The following is a 20,325-nucleotide window of genomic DNA, read 5'->3' as shown; positions in this document are numbered from 1 at the left end:
CGGTGTAATGCATCACGCCGCCAGCCAGCGCCGGGGTGGCAGCCAGAGCCAGAACCAGAGAGAAGAGTGTGCGACGCATGGGGAATCTCCGTGTGATTGATGGGGGTGCCGCATCGGGCAGGCTCAGTATCGAAATCAAGCAGCCCCAACAATTCTGCCGAGTGGCATATACTCAAATATGCTGATCGGCCTAGAGCGAAACTATGGAGACCCCCACCAATGCTGGCGATTGGCGCCTGACCTTGCGCCGCGAGGCCTCCGATAGCGCGCGTTGGCAGGCGCTTTGGGAAGCTGCCGTTGCACTGCGCCAGGTGCAGAGTCCCAAGCAGGCCTGCGATGCGGTCCTCGGGCGGGTGCTGCTGCTACTGGGCCTGGAACACGGCGCAGTGCTGGCGCAGCGCGGCCCGCGCGCGCAAGTGTTGGCCAGCCGCGGCCGTGCATTGCCGCCCGGGGCCAGCGCCGCCGGCGACGGCCATGAGGCGGTCTGGTTGATGCCACCGCGCCCGTCCGATATCCGCGAAGCCAGGGTGCCGATCCACGCGCTGGGCACCACGCACGGCATGCTTTGCGTGGCCTGGAGCGAAGGCCGCCCGGCCCCCGGCAATGACGACGTGCAGGCGCTGCAGGCGTTCGCGCTGCTGCTGCCGGCGATGGTGGCGGAACCGGCCAAACCGGTTGCCACACGGCGGCGCAAACCGCTGCAGGACGACCGTCTGGGCGCGCTGAGCAAGCGCGAAAAACAGGTGTTGTCGTTGCTCCCGCGCGGACTCACTAACGCGACCCTCGCAGCTGAACTGGGGATTTCTCCCGGCACGGTCAAAGTGCACGTGGAGCGAATCCTGCAGAAACTTGAGGTAAAAGATCGCACCCAGGCCGCGGTGTACGCGGTCCAATCCGGACTTGCGCTATGAATGCATTGGCGGTGCGTTGGAACGATTGGCCGATTACCCGCAAAAGCCTGGCGGTCGTCACCCTGCCATTGCTGTTGCTGGCCGTTGCATTGATGGCGATCTACAGCGTGGAACGGCAGAACATCGCCGCCGAAAACGACGTGCGGCAGACCCTGGAAGTGCTCAGCGATCTGTACGAAGCGCACGCACTGTTAGCCGAAACCGCGGCCGGCGTGCGCGGCTATCGGTTGGTGCGGCGCGATGAATTTCTGACCCCGTATCGCGATGCCGAGCCGCGGCTGCAGCGCGTAGCCGACCGTCTTTCGCAACGTATCACCGACCCCAGCCAAGCGCAGCGCTTTGCGCGCATCAAGCCACTTTTTGCGGAAAAAATGCAGGGTTGGCGCCGATTGCTGGCCCCGGATCTGAGCCGCGAAGAAGAGATTCGGCAACTGTGGGATGGCAAGTACAAACTCGACATCCTGCGTGCGGAGCTGCGCGAATTGCGCAATTACGAAACCGCGCAGTTGCAGGTGCGTACCGCCAAGGCGCAGGGGCTGCGCCAGCGCAACCTCATCATCACCTTGAGCGCGGCGATGCTGGGCGGGCTGGGCGCGGTATTTGCGGTGGCATGGTTCGCCTCGGCATTGTCCGGGCGCCTGCGCACCCTGGCCGCCAACGCCGACCGGCTGGGCGAAGGCCTGCCGCTAGCGCCGCAACCGCGTGCCGGCGACGAACTGGGCCAGGTCGGGCAGCGCCTGGCGCAAGCCAGCGAACTGTTGGCCGCACGCGCAGCCGAAGCGCAGCTGGCGCGGCGCGAGGCCGAAACCGCCAACCGCGCAAAAACCGAATTTCTCTCGCGCAGCAGCCATGAACTGCGGACTCCACTCAATGCGATCCTGGGCTATGCGCAGGTGCTGGAAATGGATCTGCCCGAGCCGGGTCATCGACGGCATCTGCGGCACATTCTGGGTGCCGGCAGGCACTTGCTCGGGTTGATCACCGAGCTGCTGGACATCGCGCGTATCGAAGCCGATCAACTTGATCTGAGCCCGGAGCCGATCTCGGTACGCGCGGCCGTGCACGAAGCCTTGGGACTGATCGCACCGGATGCCGACAAGCATGGCATTGCGCTGCAACCGGCATCCATCGACGGACCGTGGACGGTGCGCGCCGATGCGCAGCGGCTGCGCCAGGTGCTGCTCAATCTGCTGTCGAACGCGGTCAAGTTCAATCGTACTGGCGGGCAGGTCCAGGTGAGCGCGCAGGCCGATGGCGAGCAGGTGCGTATCACCGTGGCCGACCAGGGCGCGGGGCTGACCCCGGCCCAGATCGAACGCCTGTTTACCCCGTTCGAGCGGTTGGGCGCCGAGCGCTCTGCGGTGGAAGGCACCGGGTTGGGGTTGGCGCTGAGCAAGCGTTTGATCGAGGCGATGGGTGGACAGATCGGCGTGGACAGCAGCAGCGATGGCGCGCGGTTCTGGATTTCGCTGCCGCAGGGCGAGCATCAGCACAGCGAACCGGCGCGGCCGCTGGTGCCGCCGAGCAGTGCCGGCAGCAGCGTGTGCCGGCTGTTGAGCATCGAAGACAATCCATCCAATCAGGCGTTGATCCGCACGCTCACAGAGCGTCGCCCGCAGTGGCAGCTGCTCGAAGCGGCCAGCCTGGCGCAGGCGCGTGCGCTATTGCAGCACGGCGCGCCGGATCTGATTCTGCTGGACCTGCACCTGACCGATGGCAACGGCGAAGAGCTGTTGCGCGAATTGCAGGCGCAGCCGGCCCTGGGGGCCATCCCGGTGGTGGTGATCAGTGCCGACGCCACCACCGCCACACTGGCGCGCGTAGGCAATCAAGGCGTGCGCGCGTATCTGACCAAGCCGCTCGATGTGGCGGAATTCTTCACCGTGATCGACGGGTTGCTGGCATGACACGCGACGAAATCCTCGGTTCCCGCATCCTCATCGTCGACGACGAGCCGGCCAACGTGCGGTTGCTCGAAGACCTGCTGCAACGCGAAGGCTTCCAGCAAGTGATCGCCACCACTGATCCGTTGCGGGTCATGGGCCTGGTCTCGGCATTCGCGCCGGACCTGATCCTGCTGGATCTGAAGATGCCCGAGTTGGACGGCTACGCGCTGCTGGAACAGCTGGCGCGGCTGTCAGACCCGGGCCAGTTCCTGCCGGTGATCGTGCTGACCGCCGACCCCAGCCGCAGCGCGCGCCACCGCGCCCTGGGCCTGGGCGCCAAGGACTTTTTGACCAAGCCGCTGGATACTTTCGAAGTCGCACTGCGGGTCTGGAACGTGGCCGAAACCACGGTGTTGTTCAAGCGCCTGCGCGCATTGGCCGCGCCGGATGCAGCGCCGCCGGGGTGGCGTCAGCAGGAATGACGCGCATACATCGTAGGAGCGCACCTGGGCGCGACCGGGGCTTTGCCGATAACACCAGCGCAGGAGCGCACCTGGGCGCGACGTGGCGTTTATCGGCAGAGCCTCGTCGCGCCCGGGTGCGCTCCTACGACTGGCGCTGCGCTACAGCGCGCGGGTGACCTGCCCGCACAAGCCGATCTCTGCCAGCACCGCCTGGGCCTGGCTGAGATGCACGTCGGCCACGCAGACCTGCAGCACGCCGAAGGCGGGCAGCTCGCCGGCACCGCCCAGCAGCGATTCACCGAAGACGAACGCGGTGATGCCGGCATCTTCCAGAGCGTGCTTGGCCAGATGCGCATCGATGAGGTGACTGGCGCGGTAGGCGATCTGCATCTCAGCCGCGCGCTGCGCGTTCGCGCTGCGCGCCGTTGCGCCAGTCGCGTAGCGCCGGCAACGCGTCCAGCGCCGCCAGATAATCGCCGGCCGCTTCGAACAGCGGCACACCGTAGCTGAAAAAGCGCAGCGCCACCGGCGCGAACATCGCATCGACGATGCCGAAGTCGCCACACAGGAATTGCCCGGCGCGACCGTGTTCGGCACGCAGGCTGGCCCACAGCGCCTGGACGCGGGCGATGTCGCGCTCGGCGGCCGCGTCCCATTGCGCCGGGCCTGGCGTGCGGGCCAGATTCATCGGCAGTTGGCTGCGCAGGGCTGCAAAACCGGAATGCATTTCCGCCGCGGCAGCGCGTGCCTGCGCGCGTACGGCCAGGTCGGCCGGCCAGCCGCGGCCGGCCAGCCAACGCTCGTTGATGTACTCGCAGATCGCCAGCGAATCCCACACATGCAAGGCGTCGTCCCAGAGCACCGGCACCTGGCGGGTCGGCGAATACCCGGCTATGCGCGCCTGGAATTCGGGCGTCGCAAGCGGCAGCGCGACTTCCTCGAACGGCACCTTGAAGTGTCGCAACAGCAGCCACGGCCGCAACGACCAGGAAGACAAGGTCTTGTCGCCGATCACCAGACGGGGCAGTGGCATCGCAGGAGCGCTCCAACGGGGTCGGCGCAGCGTACGCGTCACGGCCGATGCCCGCCAGCCATGCCCGGCCGCAAGGCACGCCTTGTCCTGCAGCGCGCGCGCAAGGCAGCGCTTGCGGACCAAGCGCGTGAATGAGGCCAAGCCTGACCTGAAAGAGGGCCTTGTACCGTGGTTGCTGCGCACTGGGCGCCGACCGCCTGCTCGCCAGGCCCGCCTGCGCCGCCTGGCGCGCCTGGGTTGCATCGTGACGGCTGGCAGCGACCGAACCATGCATCGCCGGCGCAGCCTGCAGAGGCTATCCGGCACCCAGGCCACGCCGAAACCACTGGCCCCACGCCGCCCCTCCGCACCCCGCGCCTACCCCTAACCGGTGCCACCGCCTAAACTTGCGGTTTACCTATTGCTGATGCGCGCATGTCCGAGACCCTAGCCACCGACGCCACCGCCCCGGCGGAGAAGAAAGACTTCATCCGCCAGATCGTCCGCGAGGATCTGGCCAGCGGCAAGCACACGGTCATCCGCACCCGCTTCCCGCCCGAGCCCAACGGCTACCTGCATATTGGCCATGCCAAGGCGATCTGCCTGGATTTCGGCCTGGCCGCCGAGTTCGGCGGGCTGTGCAACCTGCGCCTGGACGATACCAACCCGGCCAAGGAAGACCCCGAGTTCGTGGTGGCCATCCAGGACGACGTGCGCTGGCTGGGCTATGACTGGGCGCAGCTGCGCCACGCCTCGGATTATTTCCAGGTGTATTACCTGGCCGCGCAGAAGCTGATCCGCGATGGTCATGCCTTCGTGTGCGATCTCTCCGCAGAACAGGTGCGCCAATACCGTGGCACGCTGACCGAACCCGGCCGCAATTCGCCGTTCCGCGAGCGCAGCGTCGAAGAAAACCTGGACCTGTTCGCGCGCATGCGTGCCGGCGAATTCCCCGACGGCGCGCGTACGCTGCGCGCCAAGATCGACATGGCCAGCGGCAATATCAACCTGCGCGACCCGGCGCTGTACCGCATCAAGCATGTGGAGCATCAGAACACCGGCAACGCCTGGCCGATCTACCCGATGTACGACTTCGCGCATTCGCTCGGCGATGCGGTGGAAGGCATCACCCACTCGCTGTGCACGCTGGAATTTGAAGACCACCGCCCGCTGTACGACTGGTGCGTGGACAAGGTGGACCTGGTCGGCCATCCGGAACTGCTGCAGCCGCTGCTGGACAAGGGCCTGCCGCGCGAAGCGGCCAAGCCGCGTCAGATCGAGTTTTCGCGCCTCAACATCAACTACACGGTGATGAGCAAGCGCAAGCTCACCGCGCTGGTGGAAGAGCAGCTGGTGGACGGTTGGGACGACCCGCGCATGTACACGCTGCAGGGCCTGCGCCGGCGTGGCTATACGCCGGCGGCGATGCGCCTGTTCGTGGACCGCGTGGGCATCAGCAAGCAGAACTCGCTGATCGATTTCTCGGTGCTGGAAGGTTGCCTGCGCGAGGATCTGGACGCAGCGGCGCCGCGCCGTATGGCCGTGATCGACCCGCTCAAGCTGGTGCTGACCAACCTGCCGGAAGGCCACACCGAAACGCTGCAGTTTTCCAACCACCCCAAGGACGACAGCTTCGGCACACGCGAGGTGCCGTTTGCGCGCGAGCTGTGGATCGAGCGCGAGGATTTCGCCGAGGTTCCGCCAAAGGGCTGGAAGCGCCTGGTGCCGGGCGGCGAAATCCGCTTGCGCGGCGCGGGCATTGCGCGCGTGGACGAGGTGATCAAGAACGCTGACGGCGAGATCGTCGAACTGCGCGGCTGGCTGGATCCGGAATCGCGCCCGGGCATGGAAGGCGCCAACCGCAAGGTCAAGGGCACCATCCACTGGGTCAGCGCGGCACACGCGGTGGAAGCGGAAATCCGCCTGTACGACCGCCTGTTTTCGGTGGAGAAGCCTGACGACGAGTCCGAGGGCAAGACCTACCGCGATTACCTGAACCCCGAGTCCAAGCGCAACGTGCGCGGGTACGTAGAGCCGAGCGCTGCGATGGCAGCGCCCGAGCAGGCGTTCCAGTTCGAACGCACCGGTTACTTCGTTGCCGACCGTCGCGACCATAGCGCAGCCACACCGGTTTTCAATCGCAGCGTGACCTTGCGCGACACATGGGCCAAGTAACCGCGCAGGACAGCGGCGCCCTTGCAAGGCGGGCGTCGCTGCTACCGAGATCGGGCGGCGGGTGCGCGGCTGCAGAGGCGGCATCTGCGTCATCACGCCCCTTCTCCGCCGCAGCGCCGATGCGTCGCACACTGCCAGTCACGCCGTGGATCGCTCCAGACCATCACGGTTTTGGCGGTGGTGCACGCACTGCGAAGACATCCCACTGCATTGCACCGTGCCATCGTTCCCACGCGGCGCTGTGCGCGTGGCCGACGACATCACAGCCGCTGGAACAGCGCACCGCTGCGGCGTCCCGGTGTTGCATACATCTGCAGCGCTCGTCTTGATCAACTCCCTGCCGCACGGCACGCTGCAATGCACGCCCTGAGGAACAGCACGATGCGTGAACGCTTGATGGTGGGTGTCGCCTGCGGAATCGGTGCGGGTGCGCTGTGGGGGCTGGTGTTTCTGGCACCGCAATTGCTGGGCGCTTTTACGCCGCTGCAATTGGCGGTGGCGCGGTATCTCTCGTATGGCGTGGTGGCGGCCTTGCTGCTGGCGCCACGCGCGCGGCAGACCGCTGGCCGGCTGGGCGCTGCCGAATGGTGGGCACTGGTGCGTTTGAGCCTGATGGGGAATCTGGTTTATTACGTGCTGCTTGGCAGCGCCGTGCAGTGGGCGGGCAGCGCGGCAACTGCGTTGATCATCGGGCTGTTGCCGGTGGTGGTCACCGTGATCGGGACGCGTGCCGCCGGTGCGGTGCAATTGCGACGTCTGGCCGCGCCCTGCGTGCTGTGCGTGATCGGCGTGACATTGGTGGCACTGGACACCGTGCAGGACGACTCCGGCCAGCAGGCGAACGATCGCCTGACGCGGATCGCCGGCCTGCTGTGCGCGGCGGGTGCGCTGGTGTCGTGGTCGGCCTATTCGATCGCCAACGCACGCTGGTTGCGGCGGCGCCCGGATCTGTCCGGGGGCGACTGGTCGCTGCTGACCGGCGTGGTGACCGGCGCACTGGCGTTGTTGCTGGCGCCGGCGGCCCTCATCGGCAGTGCAGCGCATGCACCGCTCGAGTGGGCCAGTTTCTGGGGCGTGTCGCTGTTGCTGGGCATCCTGGCCTCGATCATCGGCAACGCGCTGTGGAATCGTGCCAGCCGCGTGCTGCCGCTGACCCTGGTCGGGCAGATGATCGTGTTCGAGACGGTGTTTGCGCTGCTGTACGGCTTCGCCTGGGAAATGCGCCTGCCTACGCCACTGGAGCTGGCCGCCATCGCCTGCCTGCTGGTCGGCGTGCTGTGGTGCGCAGCACTGCATGCGGAAGCGAAATGACCTCGGCACCTGATGCGCGCATCGGCCTAGATTGCAGGCTGTGTCAGCCAGCGATGCCGCCATGTGCCTCCCACCACCATGCTTACGCCCACCTGCAAACACATGGCGCAGCGCGGTGTTTTCGCTGTCGATCGGCCTGACGGCCTGCTCGCCGCAGCAGCCCGTCTCGAACGCGGCGACCCCGGCCGAGGTGTTCTGTACGCTTCTTCCGGGTCGGCCAGATGACGATCTACCCAGCGATCGCCGCGACGAAAGCATGCAGCAACTGGATGTTGCCACGCGCTGCCACCGGGCACTGCGCAGACGGCGTTGACTACACCAAGAGCGGCTACCAAAACCTCGCGAGCAGCCGTCAGCTGGGGGTGGACGGCGCGGAGCAACCGAAGTGTACGGGTGGCGCATGCCGACCCGAGCAGCGGACGCGCCCGCCTAGCGGCTGCACAGTAGTCTTGTTAGCTGCTCCAAGGCTGCAGGTGTTTCGGTCACACGCCACGCCGTCGCTAGCGTCATCAGCCGCAACGCGCGCAAGACCTGGATCGCGTGATGGTCGTAACTGATCCAGCGCGCGCCACATCCGCGCATCCGGGGCTTACCATGGCCGCTCACCTATTCTGATCGGAGCGGCCGCATGTCGCGTCTTTTGTCCCGGTGTCTGAACATGCTATTGCTGCTGGCCTGTCTTGGGTCGACTGGCTGCGTGGCCGCACCACCGGCCGATACCGCCGCGCCGCCTCCGGCAACCGGCTCGACAAGCGGCCCGGCAGCCGGCAAAGCGGTCATCGTCACCACCACCTGCCGCACCGATGCCGATTGCACGGTGAAGAACGTCGGCAACTGTTGCGGTGCGTTTCCAGCCTGCGTCAACGTCAACAGCGCCACCGATCCCAAAGGCGTACTGGCGCAATGCCAGGCTGGCGGCATGATGAGCGTGTGCGGCTTCCGCGAGATCAGCGCCTGCCAGTGCGTCGCCGGCCAATGTGCCGCAAAGGACGCGCAGGCCGATACACTGCGCCCCGCCACTCCCCCTACAGAAACGGTCCACTGATGCTTCACGCGCACGTCCACCTCACCCTGCCCGACTGGATCCACGCGCATGTCGACGACAGCCGCGCCTATCCCGGCGATGAGGACAAGGTGGCCCTGGCGATCGAGCTGTCACGGATGAATGTGCGCGAAAGCAGCGGCGGCCCGTTCGGCGCGGTGGTGTTCGGCCCGGACCACCGCATCATTGCCGCCGCAGTGAACCGTGTGGTGCCGCAGACCACCTCGCTGGCGCATGCCGAAAACATGGCTTACATGCTCGCGCAACAGCGCTTGCAGACACCGCGTTTGAACGATGTGCTGTCGCCGGTGACGCTGGCTACCTCCGCGCAGCCGTGCTGCCAGTGCTACGGCGCCACCGTGTGGGCCGGCATCGACCGCCTGCTGATCGGCGCGCGCGCCGACGACGTGATGGCGCTGACGCAATTCGACGAAGGCCCATTGCCGGCCGACTGGGTGGGTGAACTGAGCCGCCGCGGCATCGAGGTGGTGCGCGACGTACTGCGCGACCAGGCGTGTGCAGTGCTGCGCAACTACGGCGAGGGCGGCGGTGACCATTACTGATGTCGCGGGCGCAGCGGGCGCCCTGCAGGTGCAGCGATGAGCGGCCTGCTGTGTTACTGCCGGCAGGGTTTCGAACCTGAGCTGGCCGCAGAATTGAGTGTGCGCGCCGCATTCGTCGGCATTGCCGGCTATGCGCGCACCCAACGCAACGACGGCTATGTATTGTTCGTCTGCGACGAAGCCGCGCAACTTGCAGCAAAACTGCAGTGGCGCGAGTTGATCTTCGCCCGGCAGAAGCTGGTGGTGATTGCCGAGCTGAAAGGTATCGACCCCAAGGACCGCATCACGCCGATCCTGGCCGCGTTGGACGGGCAGCAGCGCTTTGGCGATCTGTGGGTGGAACACCCGGATTCGGACGCGGGCAAGCCGCTGGCGGGCCTGGCGCGCAGCTTCGGCAATGCGCTGCGCCCGGCTCTGCGCAAGGCCGGCCTGCTCACCGACAAGCCGCAGCCGCGCCAACCTCGGTTGCACGTCTGTTTTCTCGACGGCGACCACGCCTTGCTTGCGGTGGCCGACCGCGCCGACAGCGCCCCGTGGCCACTGGGCATTCCACGCCTGAAATTGCTGCCGGAAGCGCCCTCGCGCTCTGCCCTCAAGCTCGACGAAGCCTTGCTGACGCTGCTCACGCCCGAAGAACGCGATGCACTGGTCAAGCCGGGCATGCGTGCGGCCGATCTGGGCGCTGCGCCCGGCGGCTGGACCTGGGTACTGACGCGGCAGCACGTGCACGTCACCAGCGTGGACAACGGCCCGCTGCGCGAGCATGTGCTGGAGACCGGGCTGGTGGAACACCTGCGTGCCGACGGCTTTCACTGGAAGCCCACGCAACCGCTGGACTGGATGGTCTGCGACATGGTCGAGCAACCGCGCCGCGTGGCCGAACGCATGGCGACCTGGGTGCGCGAAGGTTGGTGCCGCAACACCATCTTCAACCTCAAGCTACCGATGAAAAAGCGCTGGGACGAGACCCGTCTGTGCCTGGACCTGTTCGAGCAACAGGCCGAGAGATCATTGAGCGTGCGCGCCAAGCAGCTGTATCACGATCGCGAGGAGATCACGGTGCTGGCGATGCGGGATTGAGCTGAATCGGAATTCGGAAAAGGGTGGGACTGGGACGGAGAGTCATCAAGAGTGCTTCGATCATGCGATCGATCGGCGATGCAGTCCGCCGTGCGCTGGGCACCTGTTCTCGAATAAGAGCGGCTAACAAAACGTAGCGAGCAGCTGTCAGGTGGGCGCGGACGGCGCGCTCAGAACCGGAGTGTACGAGTGGTACATGCCGATTCCGAGCACCGGCCACGCCCGCCTGGCGGCTGCGCGGTCGTTTTGTTAGTCGCTCTAAGCCTGACTGAAGCATTTCACTCGCATAGCCGGCGCTCGTGGTCAGCCACGAGCGCGCAGCAGCGCTCACCAAGCAATGCAACGCGTCCGCACTGCATCGTGCAGCCTACGCTGAGCCAGCCCACTGCTCAGCGCATGCAGCGCCCGCACTCCGCCAATCGGCGGAGCCGGCCACCCTTACAGCACGATGCGCTTGCTGCCCTCGCGCGCCGAGCGATAGATCGCATCGACGATACGGATGTCGCGCAGGCCTTCTTCGCCCGGCGCACGTAATGGTGTGCCGTTCATGATCGCCAGCGCGTCTTCGTCCATCTGCAGCGCCTGCTGATGCGGCACCTTGGCGTCGAACACGCGTCCATCGCTGGCCTTGCCGGTCACGCCCTGATAGCTCTGGAACGGCGACAATTCGTACCAACCGCGCTCGCATTCGGCACGCAGCACATTCATGTTCTTGCCGAAGCTGGTCTTGCACTCGGCCCGGACCGCATTGGGAAACTCCAGGGTGAAGTCCATGTGCTCGTCGACTTCATCGAACAGATCGGGTCGGTCGGTCCAGCGTTTGGCGGTCACCGCCAGCGGCTCGGCACCCACGGTGTAGCGCGCGGCATTGAGCGGATACACGCCCATGTCGTACATCGCGCCACCACCGAACTGCGAACGCAACCGCCATGGGCGGTCGGCCTTGGCAGTGCCTTGATAACCGTTGTACCCGGCCTCGGCACGCACGCGTTGCATCGCACCGAACGGTTTTTCGCTGGCCATCGCAATCACGCGCCGCGTGTTTGGCTCATGCTGCATGCGGTAGCCGATCGTCAGCGCCACCTTGTTGCGTTTGCAGGCAGCAATCATCGCCTCGCATTCACCGGCATGCATCGCCATCGGCTTTTCGCACCACACGTGCTTGCCTGCGGCAGCCGCACGCAAGGTCAGCGGCGCATGCAGATGCGTGGGCGTGACGATGTACACCACATCGATGTCGTCGTTGTCGGCGATGCGATCGAAGTTCTCGTAGCTGTAGACATTGCGGTCGGCGATGCCGTACTTGGACTGCCACTGCGGAATCTTCGACGGCGTGCCGGTGACGATACCGGCGAGCTTGCAATGCTTGGTCAGCGCCAGACCGGGCGCGAGCTGTTCGCTGGCATAACTACCCAACCCGACCAACGCGACATTGAGCGGTTTTCCGGGCTTTTTCTTCGGCACTGCCCACGTCGGTGCAGCGAGCAGGATGCCTGCACCGCCAAAGGCGGCAAGCAAGCGGCGACGTGTGATCGATTCCACGGACATGCAAACCTCCTTAGCGAGTGTGGGCATACTGCTCGCGCACCTTACTTGATCGGGTGTGATCACCGCCATGGTGGCGCTGCACGTTCTGGCACACTGCTGGCGATCACTCAGGAGCATTGCGCATGACCGTCGTTGCCCATCTTGGCCGTTTGCCGCTGGCGCTGCTGTTGTCCAGTTCGCTCGCCATCGCTGCCGACAAACCGTTCGTTGCGCGCGATCTGATCGGCGATGGCGCATTCACGCACAATGCCGAAGGCCCGGCGACTGGTCCGGATGGCGCGCTGTACGCGGTGAACCTGGGCAAGGACGGCACCATCGCGCGCATTGCGCTGCAGGCGGACGGCAGCGCACCTGCCGAGGTGTTCGTCACCTTGCCCGAGGGAAGCACCGGCAATGGCATCCGCTTTCGCGACGGCACCATGTATGTCGCCGATTACACCGGCCACAAGATCCTGCAGGTCAACATGCAGACGCGCGCGGTGAGTACGTTCGCGGCGTTGCCCGAGGCAGATGGCCCCAACGATCTGGCGCTGGCGCCCGATGGCAGCTTCTACGCCAGCGATCCGAACTGGAAGGACAATAGCGGGCGCTTGTGGCACATCGGTCGCAACGGCGGGGTGCGGCTGCTGGAAGCAGGGATGACCACACCCAACGGCCTGGACGTCAGCCCCGACGGCAAACAGCTGTATGTCAACGAAAGTATGTCGCGCAAGGTGTGGGTCTACGACCGCGGCAGCGACGGCGGCCTGCGCAACAAACGGCTGCTGATCAGCTTTCCCGATTTCGGCATGGACGGCATGCGCTGCGATGCCGACGGCAATCTGTACATCGCCCGCTACGATGCCGGGAAAATTGCAGTGGTGTCGCCGCAGGGCAAGCTGCTGCGCACGGTTGCATTGAAGGGGCGCAAGGCCAGCAACGTGGCCTTCGGCGGCGCAGACGGAAAGCAGGTGTTCGTCACCTTGCAGGACCGTGGCGCAGTTGAAACGTTCAGGTCCGATCGTCGCGGGCGCGAAACCGGACATTGAAACTGGCGTGTGCGTCGCATTGGTTCTCAGGCCGCGCAACAGCGTGATGGCATCCTGCAGGTCACCTGTGGAGGACTCCCCATGCAACCGATCGAATTGAAGGACGCGGCCGCCTTCGGCAGCGAATTTCTGCGCCTAACCCTGTTGCAGGGGTTTCAGTCGCTGACCAAGCGTGACCTGGAATTGCTGATCTTCGTGCTGCTCGAACGCGATGGCGCCATCTCGCGCAACAGCTCCAACGCAGCGGTCGCTTTGCAGTTGCGGGTGACCTCGGCCAAGGTCAAGGCATTGCGGCGCGATGGCTATGCGCGTTGGCGCTCGCTGGTGCCCGAAGAGGGCGACGCCGCGATGCAGCGGATCGTTGCCAACGTGCTCACCGAAGACAATCTGCGCTCCGGCGCAAAACACGTCAGCGAACGCAGCCGCAAGGAAGGCTTTTTGGCGGTGCGCATCGAACATCCCGACGACGCGCAACAGTTCGAACAAGCCATTCTCGATGTCGGTGCGCTGCCGGTGTACGAACGCAATCGCGAAGTGGTCGCGGTGCGCTTCGACACGCTGCTGAAAATCGCCGAGCGCTGGGGCTACCTGCAACCGGATCCGCAAGCCACCGTTCGCGCATTGCAGAAGCTCACGCCCACCGCAGAAGAGGTGTCGGATCTGCTCAAGAAGGACATCGCGCAGCTGCGCTGGGACGACGTGCGTCGCGCACTCAACAGCCTGGGTGCCAAGGCGGTGACGAGCACGGCGGAGGGCGGCCTGAAGGGGCTGCTGAAGATCGTGTTCCCCTTCATCCCCGGCTGAGTGGCGCTCACCAGAGCACTGCGCGATGCGCTGCGCAGTGCTCGCTCAGGGCCACGACGCAACATCGCGACAAGGCATGTTCGCCCGCTGTGACCTTCGAAAAACGCATCCCGTCGCCAAGCGCCGCGCCATCGTCACGCACAGCGCGAGGCCGCCAGGCTCTATGCTTGTGGACTGTTCCGCATCAGGGGGATCTGATGACCACTCGCCGTATTGCCACACTCGTCTCCACGCTGTCGCTATTGCTCTGCACTGCCGCACAGGCGCAACAGGCGCCCACGCCTGCCAGCAGCATGCCGCTGATCGACGTGCCCAGTGCCATCCGCACCCAGCCGCTCTCCAGTGGCGAGGTCACCCATCAAACCGAACTGGAGCGCCCGCGCGGCCAATCCAGCGTGATCGTGCGTTCGATCCAGCCCAGCAGCGTGGTCGGCAGCTATCGCATCGATTTTGAGGCCATGGATACCGATGGCGATGGGCGCATCAGCCGTGCAGAGGCGCAGGCCAACCCTGCCCTGGCCGATGAATTCGACGCGCTCGACACCCGTCACAGCGGTTACCTGACCCGCGAACAGCTCGCCGGCTGGCTGATTCGCTGATCGTCGTATGGCAGGCGCGGCTGCACTACGCAACCGCGTACTGCGCTTCGCGTCATGCCATCGCACCCTCTTGCAGGGCCCGCTTGGGTCGGCTAGATTGTATTTAACGGATACAATCTGGACGGACCGATGACTGCTCGCCTTTCACTTGCCGCCGACCTTGGCTACCAGCTGCAACTGGCCGCCCTGGCCTCCAGCCACGCCGCGCGCCAGGAATTGGCCGAGCTACAGCTCACCCCGGCGCGTGTGACCGCGTTGATCCACATCCGCGACCAACCCGGCTGCGACCAGACCGAGCTAGGCAACCGTCTGCTGGTCAACCGCGCCGCCGGCATGAAGATCGCCAATGCGCTGGCCGAGCAAGGCCTGATCGAACGCCTGGCCGGCCGCGACCGTCGCAGCAAGGGCCTGTACCTGACCGACTCGGGCGAGCGCACGCTGCTGGTTGCACAGGGCTGCCTGGCGCGCGCAGGCGAACGCACCTGCACCGGCCTGCAGGCCAGCGAACAACAGACCCTGCTGCGCCTGCTCTGCAAGTTGAACGCCAGCGCTGCACTGGAGCGCGCCGCCGCGCCAGATAGCGCGTTGGCCGAAGCTTTCTGAGCCCATCGACACATCAGCACTCTCACGACTCGAAGGAGACGCCGCTTGAACGAGCATGACGTGGTATCGGTTCGCATCGAAAACCGCATCGCCTGGGTGAAGTTCGCTCGCCCCGACAAGCGCAATGCGATGAGCCCGGCGCTCAACCGCCGCATGATGGACGTGCTGGACGAACTGGAATTCGACGACAACGTCGGCGTGCTGGTGCTCGGCGGCGAAGGCACCGCCTGGTCGGCGGGCATGGACCTGAAGGAATATTTCCGCGAAACCGAAGCGCAGGGCCTGCGCGGCGTGCGGCGCTCGCAGCGTGAATCGTATGGCTGGTTCCGTCGCCTGCGCTGGTATCAGAAGCCGACCATCGCCATGGTCAACGGGTGGTGCTTCGGTGGCGGCTTCGGCCCGCTGTTCGCCTGCGACCTGGCGATTGCCGCCGATGAGGCGCAGTTCGGCCTGTCGGAAATCAACTGGGGCATCCTGCCCGGTGGTGGCGTCACCAAGGTCGCGGTGGAACTGCTGTCGATGCGCGATGCGATGTGGATGACGCTGACCGGCGAAATGGTGGATGGCAAGAAGGCGGCCGAGTGGCGCCTGGTCAACGAAAGCGTGCCCCTGGAACGCCTGGAAGCCCGCACCCGCGAGGTGGCCGAACTGCTGCTGCGCAAGAACCCGGTCGCGCTCAAGTACGCCAAGGATGCGGTGCGCCGCGTCGGCACCATGACTTACGACGAAGCCGAAGATTACCTGGTACGCATGCAGGAAGCGGCCAACTCGTTCGACAACAACGCCCGCAAGGAAGGCATTCGTCAGTTCATCGACGAGAAGAGCTACAAGCCCGGCCTGGGCGAGTACGACCTCAGCAAACACAGCGCGTAAGCGCGTCCTACGGCGTCCGAAGCGGTGCGCGGTGTGCGTGCATCGCTGGCGCTGCCAGTGGTTTTCTGCACCGAGGAGGGAGTATGGAAGCCTTGTCCGAAACGCTGCGCGGGATCGCCGCAAGGGGTCCACTGGGCCTGTTTATCGATGGGCAATGGCGCGCAAGCACCGGCGATCGCACCGTCGATGTGATCGCGCCGCACACCGAAGAACGGCTGCGGCGCTACACCGAACCCTCGCACGCAGATACCGAAGCGGCCATCGCCGCTGCACGCAGCGCATTCGACAACGGCCCCTGGCCGCAGCTCTCCCCGCAAGAGCGTAGCGTAGTGCTCAAGCGGGTGGCCGACCACTTGCGCGCACGCATGCCGGAGTTGGCCGAAGCATGGACGGGCCAGGTGGGCGCCACCCTCGGCTTCAGCAAGCGCGCGTCGCAGCAGGCGCCGGATCTATTCGATTACTACGCCGATCTGATTGCCACCCATGCATTCGTCCAACCGCGTGTGCGCCCCAGCGGTGGCCGCGTGCATGTGGTGCAGGAGCCGGTTGGCGTGGTCGCCGCAATCACGCCCTGGAACGCGCCACTGGTATTGCTGTGCTACAAGGTCGCCGCCGCACTGGCTGCCGGTTGCACGGTGGTGGCCAAGCCCTCGCCGGAAACGCCGATCGATGCCTATATCCTGGCCGAGTGCATCAGCGCCGCAGGCGTGCCCGATGGCGTGTTCAACCTGCTCCCCGCCGGCCGCGAGGTGGGCGAGCAATTGATCCGCCACCCGCACGTCGACAAGGTCAGCTTCACCGGCTCCACCCAGGCCGGCCGCTCGATCGGCATCGCCTGCGCCGAGCGCCTGGCACGGGTTGGCCTGGAGCTGGGCGGCAAATCGGCCGCAATCGTGCTTGAAGATGCCGACCTCGCGAAGATGCTGCCCACCTTGGTGCCTTACTCCATGCCGATCGCCGGACAGGTGTGCTTCTCATTGACGCGCGTCCTGGTGCCGACGCAGCGCCGCGAAGAAATCCTGCAGGCGTATTGCACGGCACTGAGCGCAGTGAAACTGGGCGACCCGTTTGCGGCAGACACCGGCATGGGCCCGTTGGCCTTGGGCCGCCAGCTCGAACGTGTGCAGTCCTACATCGCCAAAGGCAAGGCCGAGGGCGCACGCCTGGTCATGGGTGGTAGCCGTCCGGCACACCTGTCGCGCGGCTTCTTTGTCGAACCGACGGTGTTTGCCGAGGTGATGCCCGACATGGCCATTGCGCGCGAGGAAATCTTCGGACCGGTGGTGAGCTTCATCGACTACCACGACGAAGCCGACCTCATCGCCAAGGCCAATGCCAGCGACTACGGTTTGCACGGCACCATCTACAGCGAAGACGCCGAACGCGCCTATCGCATCGCGCGCCGCGTGCGCAGCGGCAGTCATGCGATCAACGGCATGTGGGTAGATATCAGCATGCCATTCGGAGGCTTCAAGCACTCGGGCATCGGCCGCGAAGGCGGTATCGAAGGCCTGCATGCCTTCCTCGAAACCAGAACCCTCTACCTGAGCTAGCGCACAGCCGATAGAACGCGCCCATGCCTGCGTGCTGGCATGGACATCGCCACCCGAGTGCGCACTGCTTGCCTGCTGTTCGCCGGCGTACGTGTGGCTGCACCCTGCATTCGCGCACCACGTTCTCCGCGCGGTCTAAACCTTTCGCACCCAGCCGCCGCACTCACACCCAGTCACTTCCCACTCTCCCAGAAGACCGTGCCATGGCCATGCCGACCGACTCGATCGCTTTCCACGCCCGTCTCTCGCCGCAACAGTTTGCCGCACGCGACCTAGTGCTGAGCCTCGAATGGACCTACGCCGAACTGGACGCGTTGGTGGGCCGCCTGGCGGCCTTGTTGCGCCGGCGTGGCTGCGTCGATGGAGAGCGGCTCGCGGTGCTGGCGCGCAATTCGGTGTGGCAGGTGGCCCTGCACTTTGCCTGCGGGCGGGTCGGCGCGATCTATGTCCCGCTCAACTGGCGCTTGAGCGCCAGCGAGCTCGATGCGCTGCTGCAACGCGCCGAGCCGCGTGTGTTGCTGGGCGACGATGTCGCGGCCGCTCGCACGGACATGGACGCCCTGGCGGACTTCATCGCCAGTGCCGATGCACTGGAGCCCGCCGACACGCCATCGATTCCGCCGGATCGTGTGAGCCTGATCCTGTTTACCTCCGGCACCTCAGGTCAGCCCAAGGGCGTGATGCTGAGCGAGCAAAATCTGCAGCACGCCGCGCATAACTTCGGCGTCACCACGCGCGTGGACGCACGCAGCAGCTTTCTGTGCGAAGCGCCAATGTTTCACATCATCGGGCTGGTCACCAATGTGCGCTCGGCGCTGGCGGTGGGCGGCTCGATCCAGGTGTCCAATGGCTTCGAGCCCAAACGCTCGTTGGGCTGGCTCGCCGATCCATCGCTGGGAATCACGCATTACGTCGGCGTGCCGCAGATGATGCAGGCATTTCGCAATCAGCCCGGCTTCGATGCGGCAGCGCTGCGCCATCTCACCGCATTGGTCAGCGGCGGTGCGCCGCACGCCAGCGACGATCTGCTTGGCTGGCTGGACGATGGCATCCCGATGGTCTGCGGCTTCGGCATGAGCGAAGCGGGCACGGTGTTCGGCATGTCGGTGAACTGCGATGTGATCCGCAACAAGCTGGGCGCGGCCGGCATCGCAACGCCGTCGGTGCAGACGCGCGTGGTCGATGACGAGGGCAACGACTGCCCGGCGGGCGTTCCCGGTGAACTGCTCTTGCGCGGCCCCAACCTCAGCCCCGGTTACTGGCGCGACCCGCAGGCAAGCGCCGAGGTGCTCGATGGGCAGGGCTGGTTCCGCACCGGCGATATCGTGCAGCGCGATGCCGACGGCTTCTTCTGGGTCGTCGACCGCAAGAAGGACATGTTCATTTCCGGCGGCGAGAACGTGTATCCGGCAGAGATCGAAGCCTTGCTCGCAGACCATCCGGACATCCGCGAGTGCGCAGTGGTCGGCCTGGCCGACCCGCAATGGGGCGAGGTGGGCTACCTGGCGATCGTGCCCGCCGCTGCGGCACCGGACCTGGAGGAGATCCTCAATTATCTGACCACCCGGCTGGCCAAGTACAAGGTGCCCAAGCATCTGCGGTTGGTGGACGCACTGCCGCGCACGGCAACCGGCAAATTGCAGAAAGCGCGCTTGAGGGACACCTTGGCCAGTGACACCTGATGTGCCATCGCATCCGGCGCGAATGCGCACCGCCAAGGGCACAACGGGCAGCCTGGGCTGCCCGTTGCTCTGGCGCGGCGCACGATCCACTGTCTGCAGCCGCGCTCGACATCCGTTGAGCGTTGAGGCAGCTCAGCAGGAATCGCGAAGCGCCGTGCGTTGCGCCGGCCTTACGCGATCACGCAGACGCATCCAGCAACACATCGTCTTCGCCAACGCGGTCGTCCACCCACACCGCGCCTTGTTCGGCCATGAGGGCGAGCTGGTGCTCCAGCTCGCGCATCAGCAAGCGCACGCCGGGCTTGTGCATTGCGCTCCCATCGCGATAGATCACTCCGCCTGCGCGCGCCTGCGAGGGTTGCTGCAACTGGAAGGCACGCAACTCGCCGCGTGCGATGTCGCCGGCCACCATCATGCTCGGCATCACCGCAATGCTGTCGGTACCGAGCAGGATTTCGCGTGTGAAGCTGGCCGAGCTGGAACGCAACTGGTCGCGCGTTGCAAGTCCGTGTTCGCGCATGACCTGCGCCACGTCGCGTTCGACATGCTGGCTCAAGGTCGGCAGCACCTGCCGGTAGGCCACCGCCTCGGCAATGCGCACCGGCCCATTCGCGAACAGCGGGTGGTCGCTGCGCGCCACCAGCGCAATCGGGTCCTGGTACAACACCTTGCGAATCAATGCGTCGTAGCGGGCCAGCGGATACAACCGCCCGACCACCAGATCGATCTCGTTACCGGCCAGCTTGGGCAACAGCTCATCGGTGCGGCCGTGCAGCAAGCGCACCCGCAGCGTGGGTTCGGTGCGATACAACGCGGCCAGCACCGCCGGCAGCAAACCGCTGGCCGCCACCGGCAAGGCGCCCACGGTGATCGTGAGCGCATCGTCCTGCAGCAGACCTTCGAAGGTGTCCTGCGCACGTCGCAGCTGCCCCAGCACCACATGCGCAGTCTGCACCAGCACCTCGCCCATCGCGTTGGGGCGCACGCCGCGCGAATGCCGCTCGAACAGCGGCGCACCGACGATCTCTTCGATCTCCTGCAAGGCGCGCGTGAGCGCGGGCTGGGTGACATTCAGGACGCGTGAGGCGCGCAACAGGCTTTTCTGTCGGTCCAGCGCTTCGATAACACGCAGGTGCCGCACCTTGATGCGATGTTCAAAGAACACGGAAGACATGGTCATGGGGGTGGGCC

19 protein-coding genes, 2 other RNA genes and 2 pseudogenes are annotated in these 20,325 nt (G+C 65.7%); 16 read left to right on the top strand and 7 right to left on the bottom strand.

Annotation, left to right across the window (positions count from 1 at the left end):
* Positions 1 to 97: pseudogene (locus EO156_RS22060) on the bottom strand (DUF4440 domain-containing protein); the annotation flags it as partial.
* Positions 98 to 203: 106 nt separating this feature from the next.
* Here EO156_RS22060 and EO156_RS22055 point away from each other — a divergent pair.
* The 3 genes from EO156_RS22055 to EO156_RS22045 are packed head-to-tail and all read left to right on the top strand — an operon-like array spanning position 204 to position 3,279.
* Positions 204 to 911 (top strand): response regulator transcription factor, encoded by a 708-nt coding sequence (locus tag EO156_RS22055; protein WP_029828143.1) that lies wholly within the window; start codon positions 204 to 206, stop codon positions 909 to 911.
* On the top strand, positions 908 to 2,818 hold the full coding sequence (locus tag EO156_RS22050; protein ID WP_029828141.1) for an ATP-binding protein: 1,911 nt from the start codon (positions 908 to 910) through the stop codon (positions 2,816 to 2,818). Before EO156_RS22055 ends, EO156_RS22050 begins: the two co-directional genes overlap by 4 nt.
* On the top strand, positions 2,815 to 3,279 hold the full coding sequence (locus tag EO156_RS22045) for a response regulator (RefSeq protein ID WP_003487509.1): 465 nt from the start codon (positions 2,815 to 2,817) through the stop codon (positions 3,277 to 3,279). The genes EO156_RS22050 and EO156_RS22045 overlap by 4 nt, the downstream gene beginning before the upstream one ends.
* 141 nt (positions 3,280 to 3,420) lie before the next feature.
* On the opposite strand, the gene EO156_RS22040 is transcribed toward EO156_RS22045, so the two are convergent.
* Positions 3,421 to 3,651, bottom strand: coding sequence for a DUF2007 domain-containing protein (locus tag EO156_RS22040; protein WP_005917243.1), 231 nt, complete (start codon positions 3,649 to 3,651; stop codon positions 3,421 to 3,423).
* A gap of 1 nt (position 3,652) precedes the next feature.
* Positions 3,653 to 4,294 (bottom strand): glutathione S-transferase family protein, encoded by a 642-nt coding sequence (locus EO156_RS22035; protein ID WP_016851504.1) that lies wholly within the window; start codon positions 4,292 to 4,294, stop codon positions 3,653 to 3,655.
* A gap of 414 nt (positions 4,295 to 4,708) precedes the next feature.
* On the opposite strand from EO156_RS22035, the gene EO156_RS22030 reads away from it, so the two are divergent.
* From EO156_RS22030 to EO156_RS22020, 3 genes and pseudogenes are all read left to right on the top strand, one after another.
* Positions 4,709 to 6,448: a glutamine--tRNA ligase/YqeY domain fusion protein gene (locus tag EO156_RS22030; RefSeq protein WP_005917248.1), complete on the top strand. Its 1,740-nt coding sequence runs from the start codon at positions 4,709 to 4,711 to the stop codon at positions 6,446 to 6,448.
* A gap of 162 nt (positions 6,449 to 6,610) precedes the next feature.
* Positions 6,611 to 6,818 (top strand): annotated as a pseudogene (locus EO156_RS24485) (hypothetical protein).
* An 11-nt stretch (positions 6,819 to 6,829) separates the two neighbouring features.
* The gene (locus EO156_RS22020; protein WP_005917251.1) at positions 6,830 to 7,759 is read left to right on the top strand and encodes a DMT family transporter; all 930 of its coding nucleotides are present in this window, start codon (positions 6,830 to 6,832) and stop codon (positions 7,757 to 7,759) included.
* Positions 7,760 to 8,085: 326 nt separating this feature from the next.
* Here the strand turns inward: EO156_RS22020 and EO156_RS22015 are convergent.
* Positions 8,086 to 8,161: non-coding RNA, sX9 sRNA (locus tag EO156_RS22015), on the bottom strand.
* A 262-nt stretch (positions 8,162 to 8,423) separates the two neighbouring features.
* Between EO156_RS22015 and EO156_RS22010 the strand changes: the two genes are divergently transcribed.
* Genes EO156_RS22010 through rlmM form a run of 3 tightly spaced genes read left to right on the top strand, consistent with a single transcriptional unit; the run spans position 8,424 to position 10,444 of the window.
* Positions 8,424 to 8,804 (top strand): hypothetical protein, encoded by a 381-nt coding sequence (locus EO156_RS22010; protein WP_029828133.1) that lies wholly within the window; start codon positions 8,424 to 8,426, stop codon positions 8,802 to 8,804.
* Positions 8,804 to 9,364 (top strand): nucleoside deaminase, encoded by a 561-nt coding sequence (locus EO156_RS22005; RefSeq protein WP_003487499.1) that lies wholly within the window; start codon positions 8,804 to 8,806, stop codon positions 9,362 to 9,364. Before EO156_RS22010 ends, EO156_RS22005 begins: the two co-directional genes overlap by 1 nt.
* A 36-nt stretch (positions 9,365 to 9,400) precedes the next feature.
* On the top strand, positions 9,401 to 10,444 hold the full coding sequence (rlmM, locus tag EO156_RS22000) for a 23S rRNA (cytidine(2498)-2'-O)-methyltransferase RlmM (protein WP_016851506.1): 1,044 nt from the start codon (positions 9,401 to 9,403) through the stop codon (positions 10,442 to 10,444).
* 121 nt (positions 10,445 to 10,565) lie between these two features.
* Here the strand turns inward: rlmM and EO156_RS21995 are convergent.
* A non-coding RNA gene (locus EO156_RS21995) (sX9 sRNA) lies at positions 10,566 to 10,642 on the bottom strand.
* A gap of 240 nt (positions 10,643 to 10,882) precedes the next feature.
* Positions 10,883 to 11,992, bottom strand: coding sequence for a Gfo/Idh/MocA family oxidoreductase (locus EO156_RS21990; protein ID WP_005917260.1), 1,110 nt, complete (start codon positions 11,990 to 11,992; stop codon positions 10,883 to 10,885).
* Positions 11,993 to 12,114: 122 nt separating this feature from the next.
* Here EO156_RS21990 and EO156_RS21985 point away from each other — a divergent pair, with 122 nt between their 5' ends.
* From EO156_RS21985 to EO156_RS21955, 7 genes are all read left to right on the top strand, one after another.
* Positions 12,115 to 13,020: an SMP-30/gluconolactonase/LRE family protein gene (locus tag EO156_RS21985; RefSeq protein WP_016851358.1), complete on the top strand. Its 906-nt coding sequence runs from the start codon at positions 12,115 to 12,117 to the stop codon at positions 13,018 to 13,020.
* A gap of 81 nt (positions 13,021 to 13,101) precedes the next feature.
* On the top strand, positions 13,102 to 13,824 hold the full coding sequence (locus EO156_RS21980; RefSeq protein WP_003487491.1) for a hypothetical protein: 723 nt from the start codon (positions 13,102 to 13,104) through the stop codon (positions 13,822 to 13,824).
* Between the two features lie 197 nt (positions 13,825 to 14,021).
* Complete coding sequence (locus tag EO156_RS21975) at positions 14,022 to 14,423, top strand: hypothetical protein (protein ID WP_015472545.1); 402 nt, start codon at positions 14,022 to 14,024, stop codon at positions 14,421 to 14,423.
* A gap of 129 nt (positions 14,424 to 14,552) precedes the next feature.
* The gene (locus EO156_RS21970) at positions 14,553 to 15,026 is read left to right on the top strand and encodes a MarR family winged helix-turn-helix transcriptional regulator (RefSeq protein WP_003487488.1); all 474 of its coding nucleotides are present in this window, start codon (positions 14,553 to 14,555) and stop codon (positions 15,024 to 15,026) included.
* 45 nt (positions 15,027 to 15,071) lie between these two features.
* Complete coding sequence (locus EO156_RS21965; RefSeq protein ID WP_005925862.1) at positions 15,072 to 15,899, top strand: p-hydroxycinnamoyl CoA hydratase/lyase; 828 nt, start codon at positions 15,072 to 15,074, stop codon at positions 15,897 to 15,899.
* Positions 15,900 to 15,982: 83 nt separating this feature from the next.
* A complete protein-coding gene (locus EO156_RS21960; RefSeq protein ID WP_016851357.1) occupies positions 15,983 to 17,452 on the top strand; it encodes an aldehyde dehydrogenase in 1,470 nt (489 codons plus the stop codon).
* A 203-nt stretch (positions 17,453 to 17,655) separates the two neighbouring features.
* Complete coding sequence (locus EO156_RS21955) at positions 17,656 to 19,134, top strand: AMP-binding protein (RefSeq protein ID WP_016851356.1); 1,479 nt, start codon at positions 17,656 to 17,658, stop codon at positions 19,132 to 19,134.
* Between the two features lie 178 nt (positions 19,135 to 19,312).
* Here the strand turns inward: EO156_RS21955 and EO156_RS21950 are convergent, their stop codons facing one another.
* Positions 19,313 to 20,314 carry a LysR substrate-binding domain-containing protein gene (locus EO156_RS21950; protein WP_005925852.1) on the bottom strand — a complete coding sequence of 334 codons (1,002 nt, stop codon included), beginning with the start codon at positions 20,312 to 20,314 and terminating at the stop codon, positions 19,313 to 19,315.
* Positions 20,315 to 20,325 lie beyond the last annotated feature (11 nt).

This window comes from Xanthomonas sp. DAR33341 (assembly GCF_003992815.1).
Taxonomy (GTDB): Bacteria; Pseudomonadota; Gammaproteobacteria; order Xanthomonadales; family Xanthomonadaceae; genus Xanthomonas; species Xanthomonas cissicola.
The sequence above is the reverse complement of the archived record's forward strand: the minus strand, read 5'-3'. Positions and strand labels throughout refer to the sequence as shown.

Coding starts and splice junctions, on each gene's coding strand:
- EO156_RS22055 (WP_029828143.1), top strand. CDS start 204: ATGGAGACCCCCACCAATGCTGGCGATTGGCGCCTGACCTTGCGCCGC.
- EO156_RS22050 (WP_029828141.1), top strand. CDS start 908: ATGAATGCATTGGCGGTGCGTTGGAACGATTGGCCGATTACCCGCAAA.
- EO156_RS22045 (WP_003487509.1), top strand. CDS start 2,815: ATGACACGCGACGAAATCCTCGGTTCCCGCATCCTCATCGTCGACGAC.
- EO156_RS22040 (WP_005917243.1), bottom strand. CDS start 3,651: ATGCAGATCGCCTACCGCGCCAGTCACCTCATCGATGCGCATCTGGCC.
- EO156_RS22035 (WP_016851504.1), bottom strand. CDS start 4,294: ATGCCACTGCCCCGTCTGGTGATCGGCGACAAGACCTTGTCTTCCTGG.
- EO156_RS22030 (WP_005917248.1), top strand. CDS start 4,709: ATGTCCGAGACCCTAGCCACCGACGCCACCGCCCCGGCGGAGAAGAAA.
- EO156_RS22020 (WP_005917251.1), top strand. CDS start 6,830: ATGCGTGAACGCTTGATGGTGGGTGTCGCCTGCGGAATCGGTGCGGGT.
- EO156_RS22005 (WP_003487499.1), top strand. CDS start 8,804: ATGCTTCACGCGCACGTCCACCTCACCCTGCCCGACTGGATCCACGCG.
- rlmM (WP_016851506.1), top strand. CDS start 9,401: ATGAGCGGCCTGCTGTGTTACTGCCGGCAGGGTTTCGAACCTGAGCTG.
- EO156_RS21990 (WP_005917260.1), bottom strand. CDS start 11,992: ATGTCCGTGGAATCGATCACACGTCGCCGCTTGCTTGCCGCCTTTGGC.
- EO156_RS21985 (WP_016851358.1), top strand. CDS start 12,115: ATGACCGTCGTTGCCCATCTTGGCCGTTTGCCGCTGGCGCTGCTGTTG.
- EO156_RS21980 (WP_003487491.1), top strand. CDS start 13,102: ATGCAACCGATCGAATTGAAGGACGCGGCCGCCTTCGGCAGCGAATTT.
- EO156_RS21975 (WP_015472545.1), top strand. CDS start 14,022: ATGACCACTCGCCGTATTGCCACACTCGTCTCCACGCTGTCGCTATTG.
- EO156_RS21970 (WP_003487488.1), top strand. CDS start 14,553: ATGACTGCTCGCCTTTCACTTGCCGCCGACCTTGGCTACCAGCTGCAA.
- EO156_RS21960 (WP_016851357.1), top strand. CDS start 15,983: ATGGAAGCCTTGTCCGAAACGCTGCGCGGGATCGCCGCAAGGGGTCCA.
- EO156_RS21955 (WP_016851356.1), top strand. CDS start 17,656: ATGGCCATGCCGACCGACTCGATCGCTTTCCACGCCCGTCTCTCGCCG.
- EO156_RS21950 (WP_005925852.1), bottom strand. CDS start 20,314: ATGACCATGTCTTCCGTGTTCTTTGAACATCGCATCAAGGTGCGGCAC.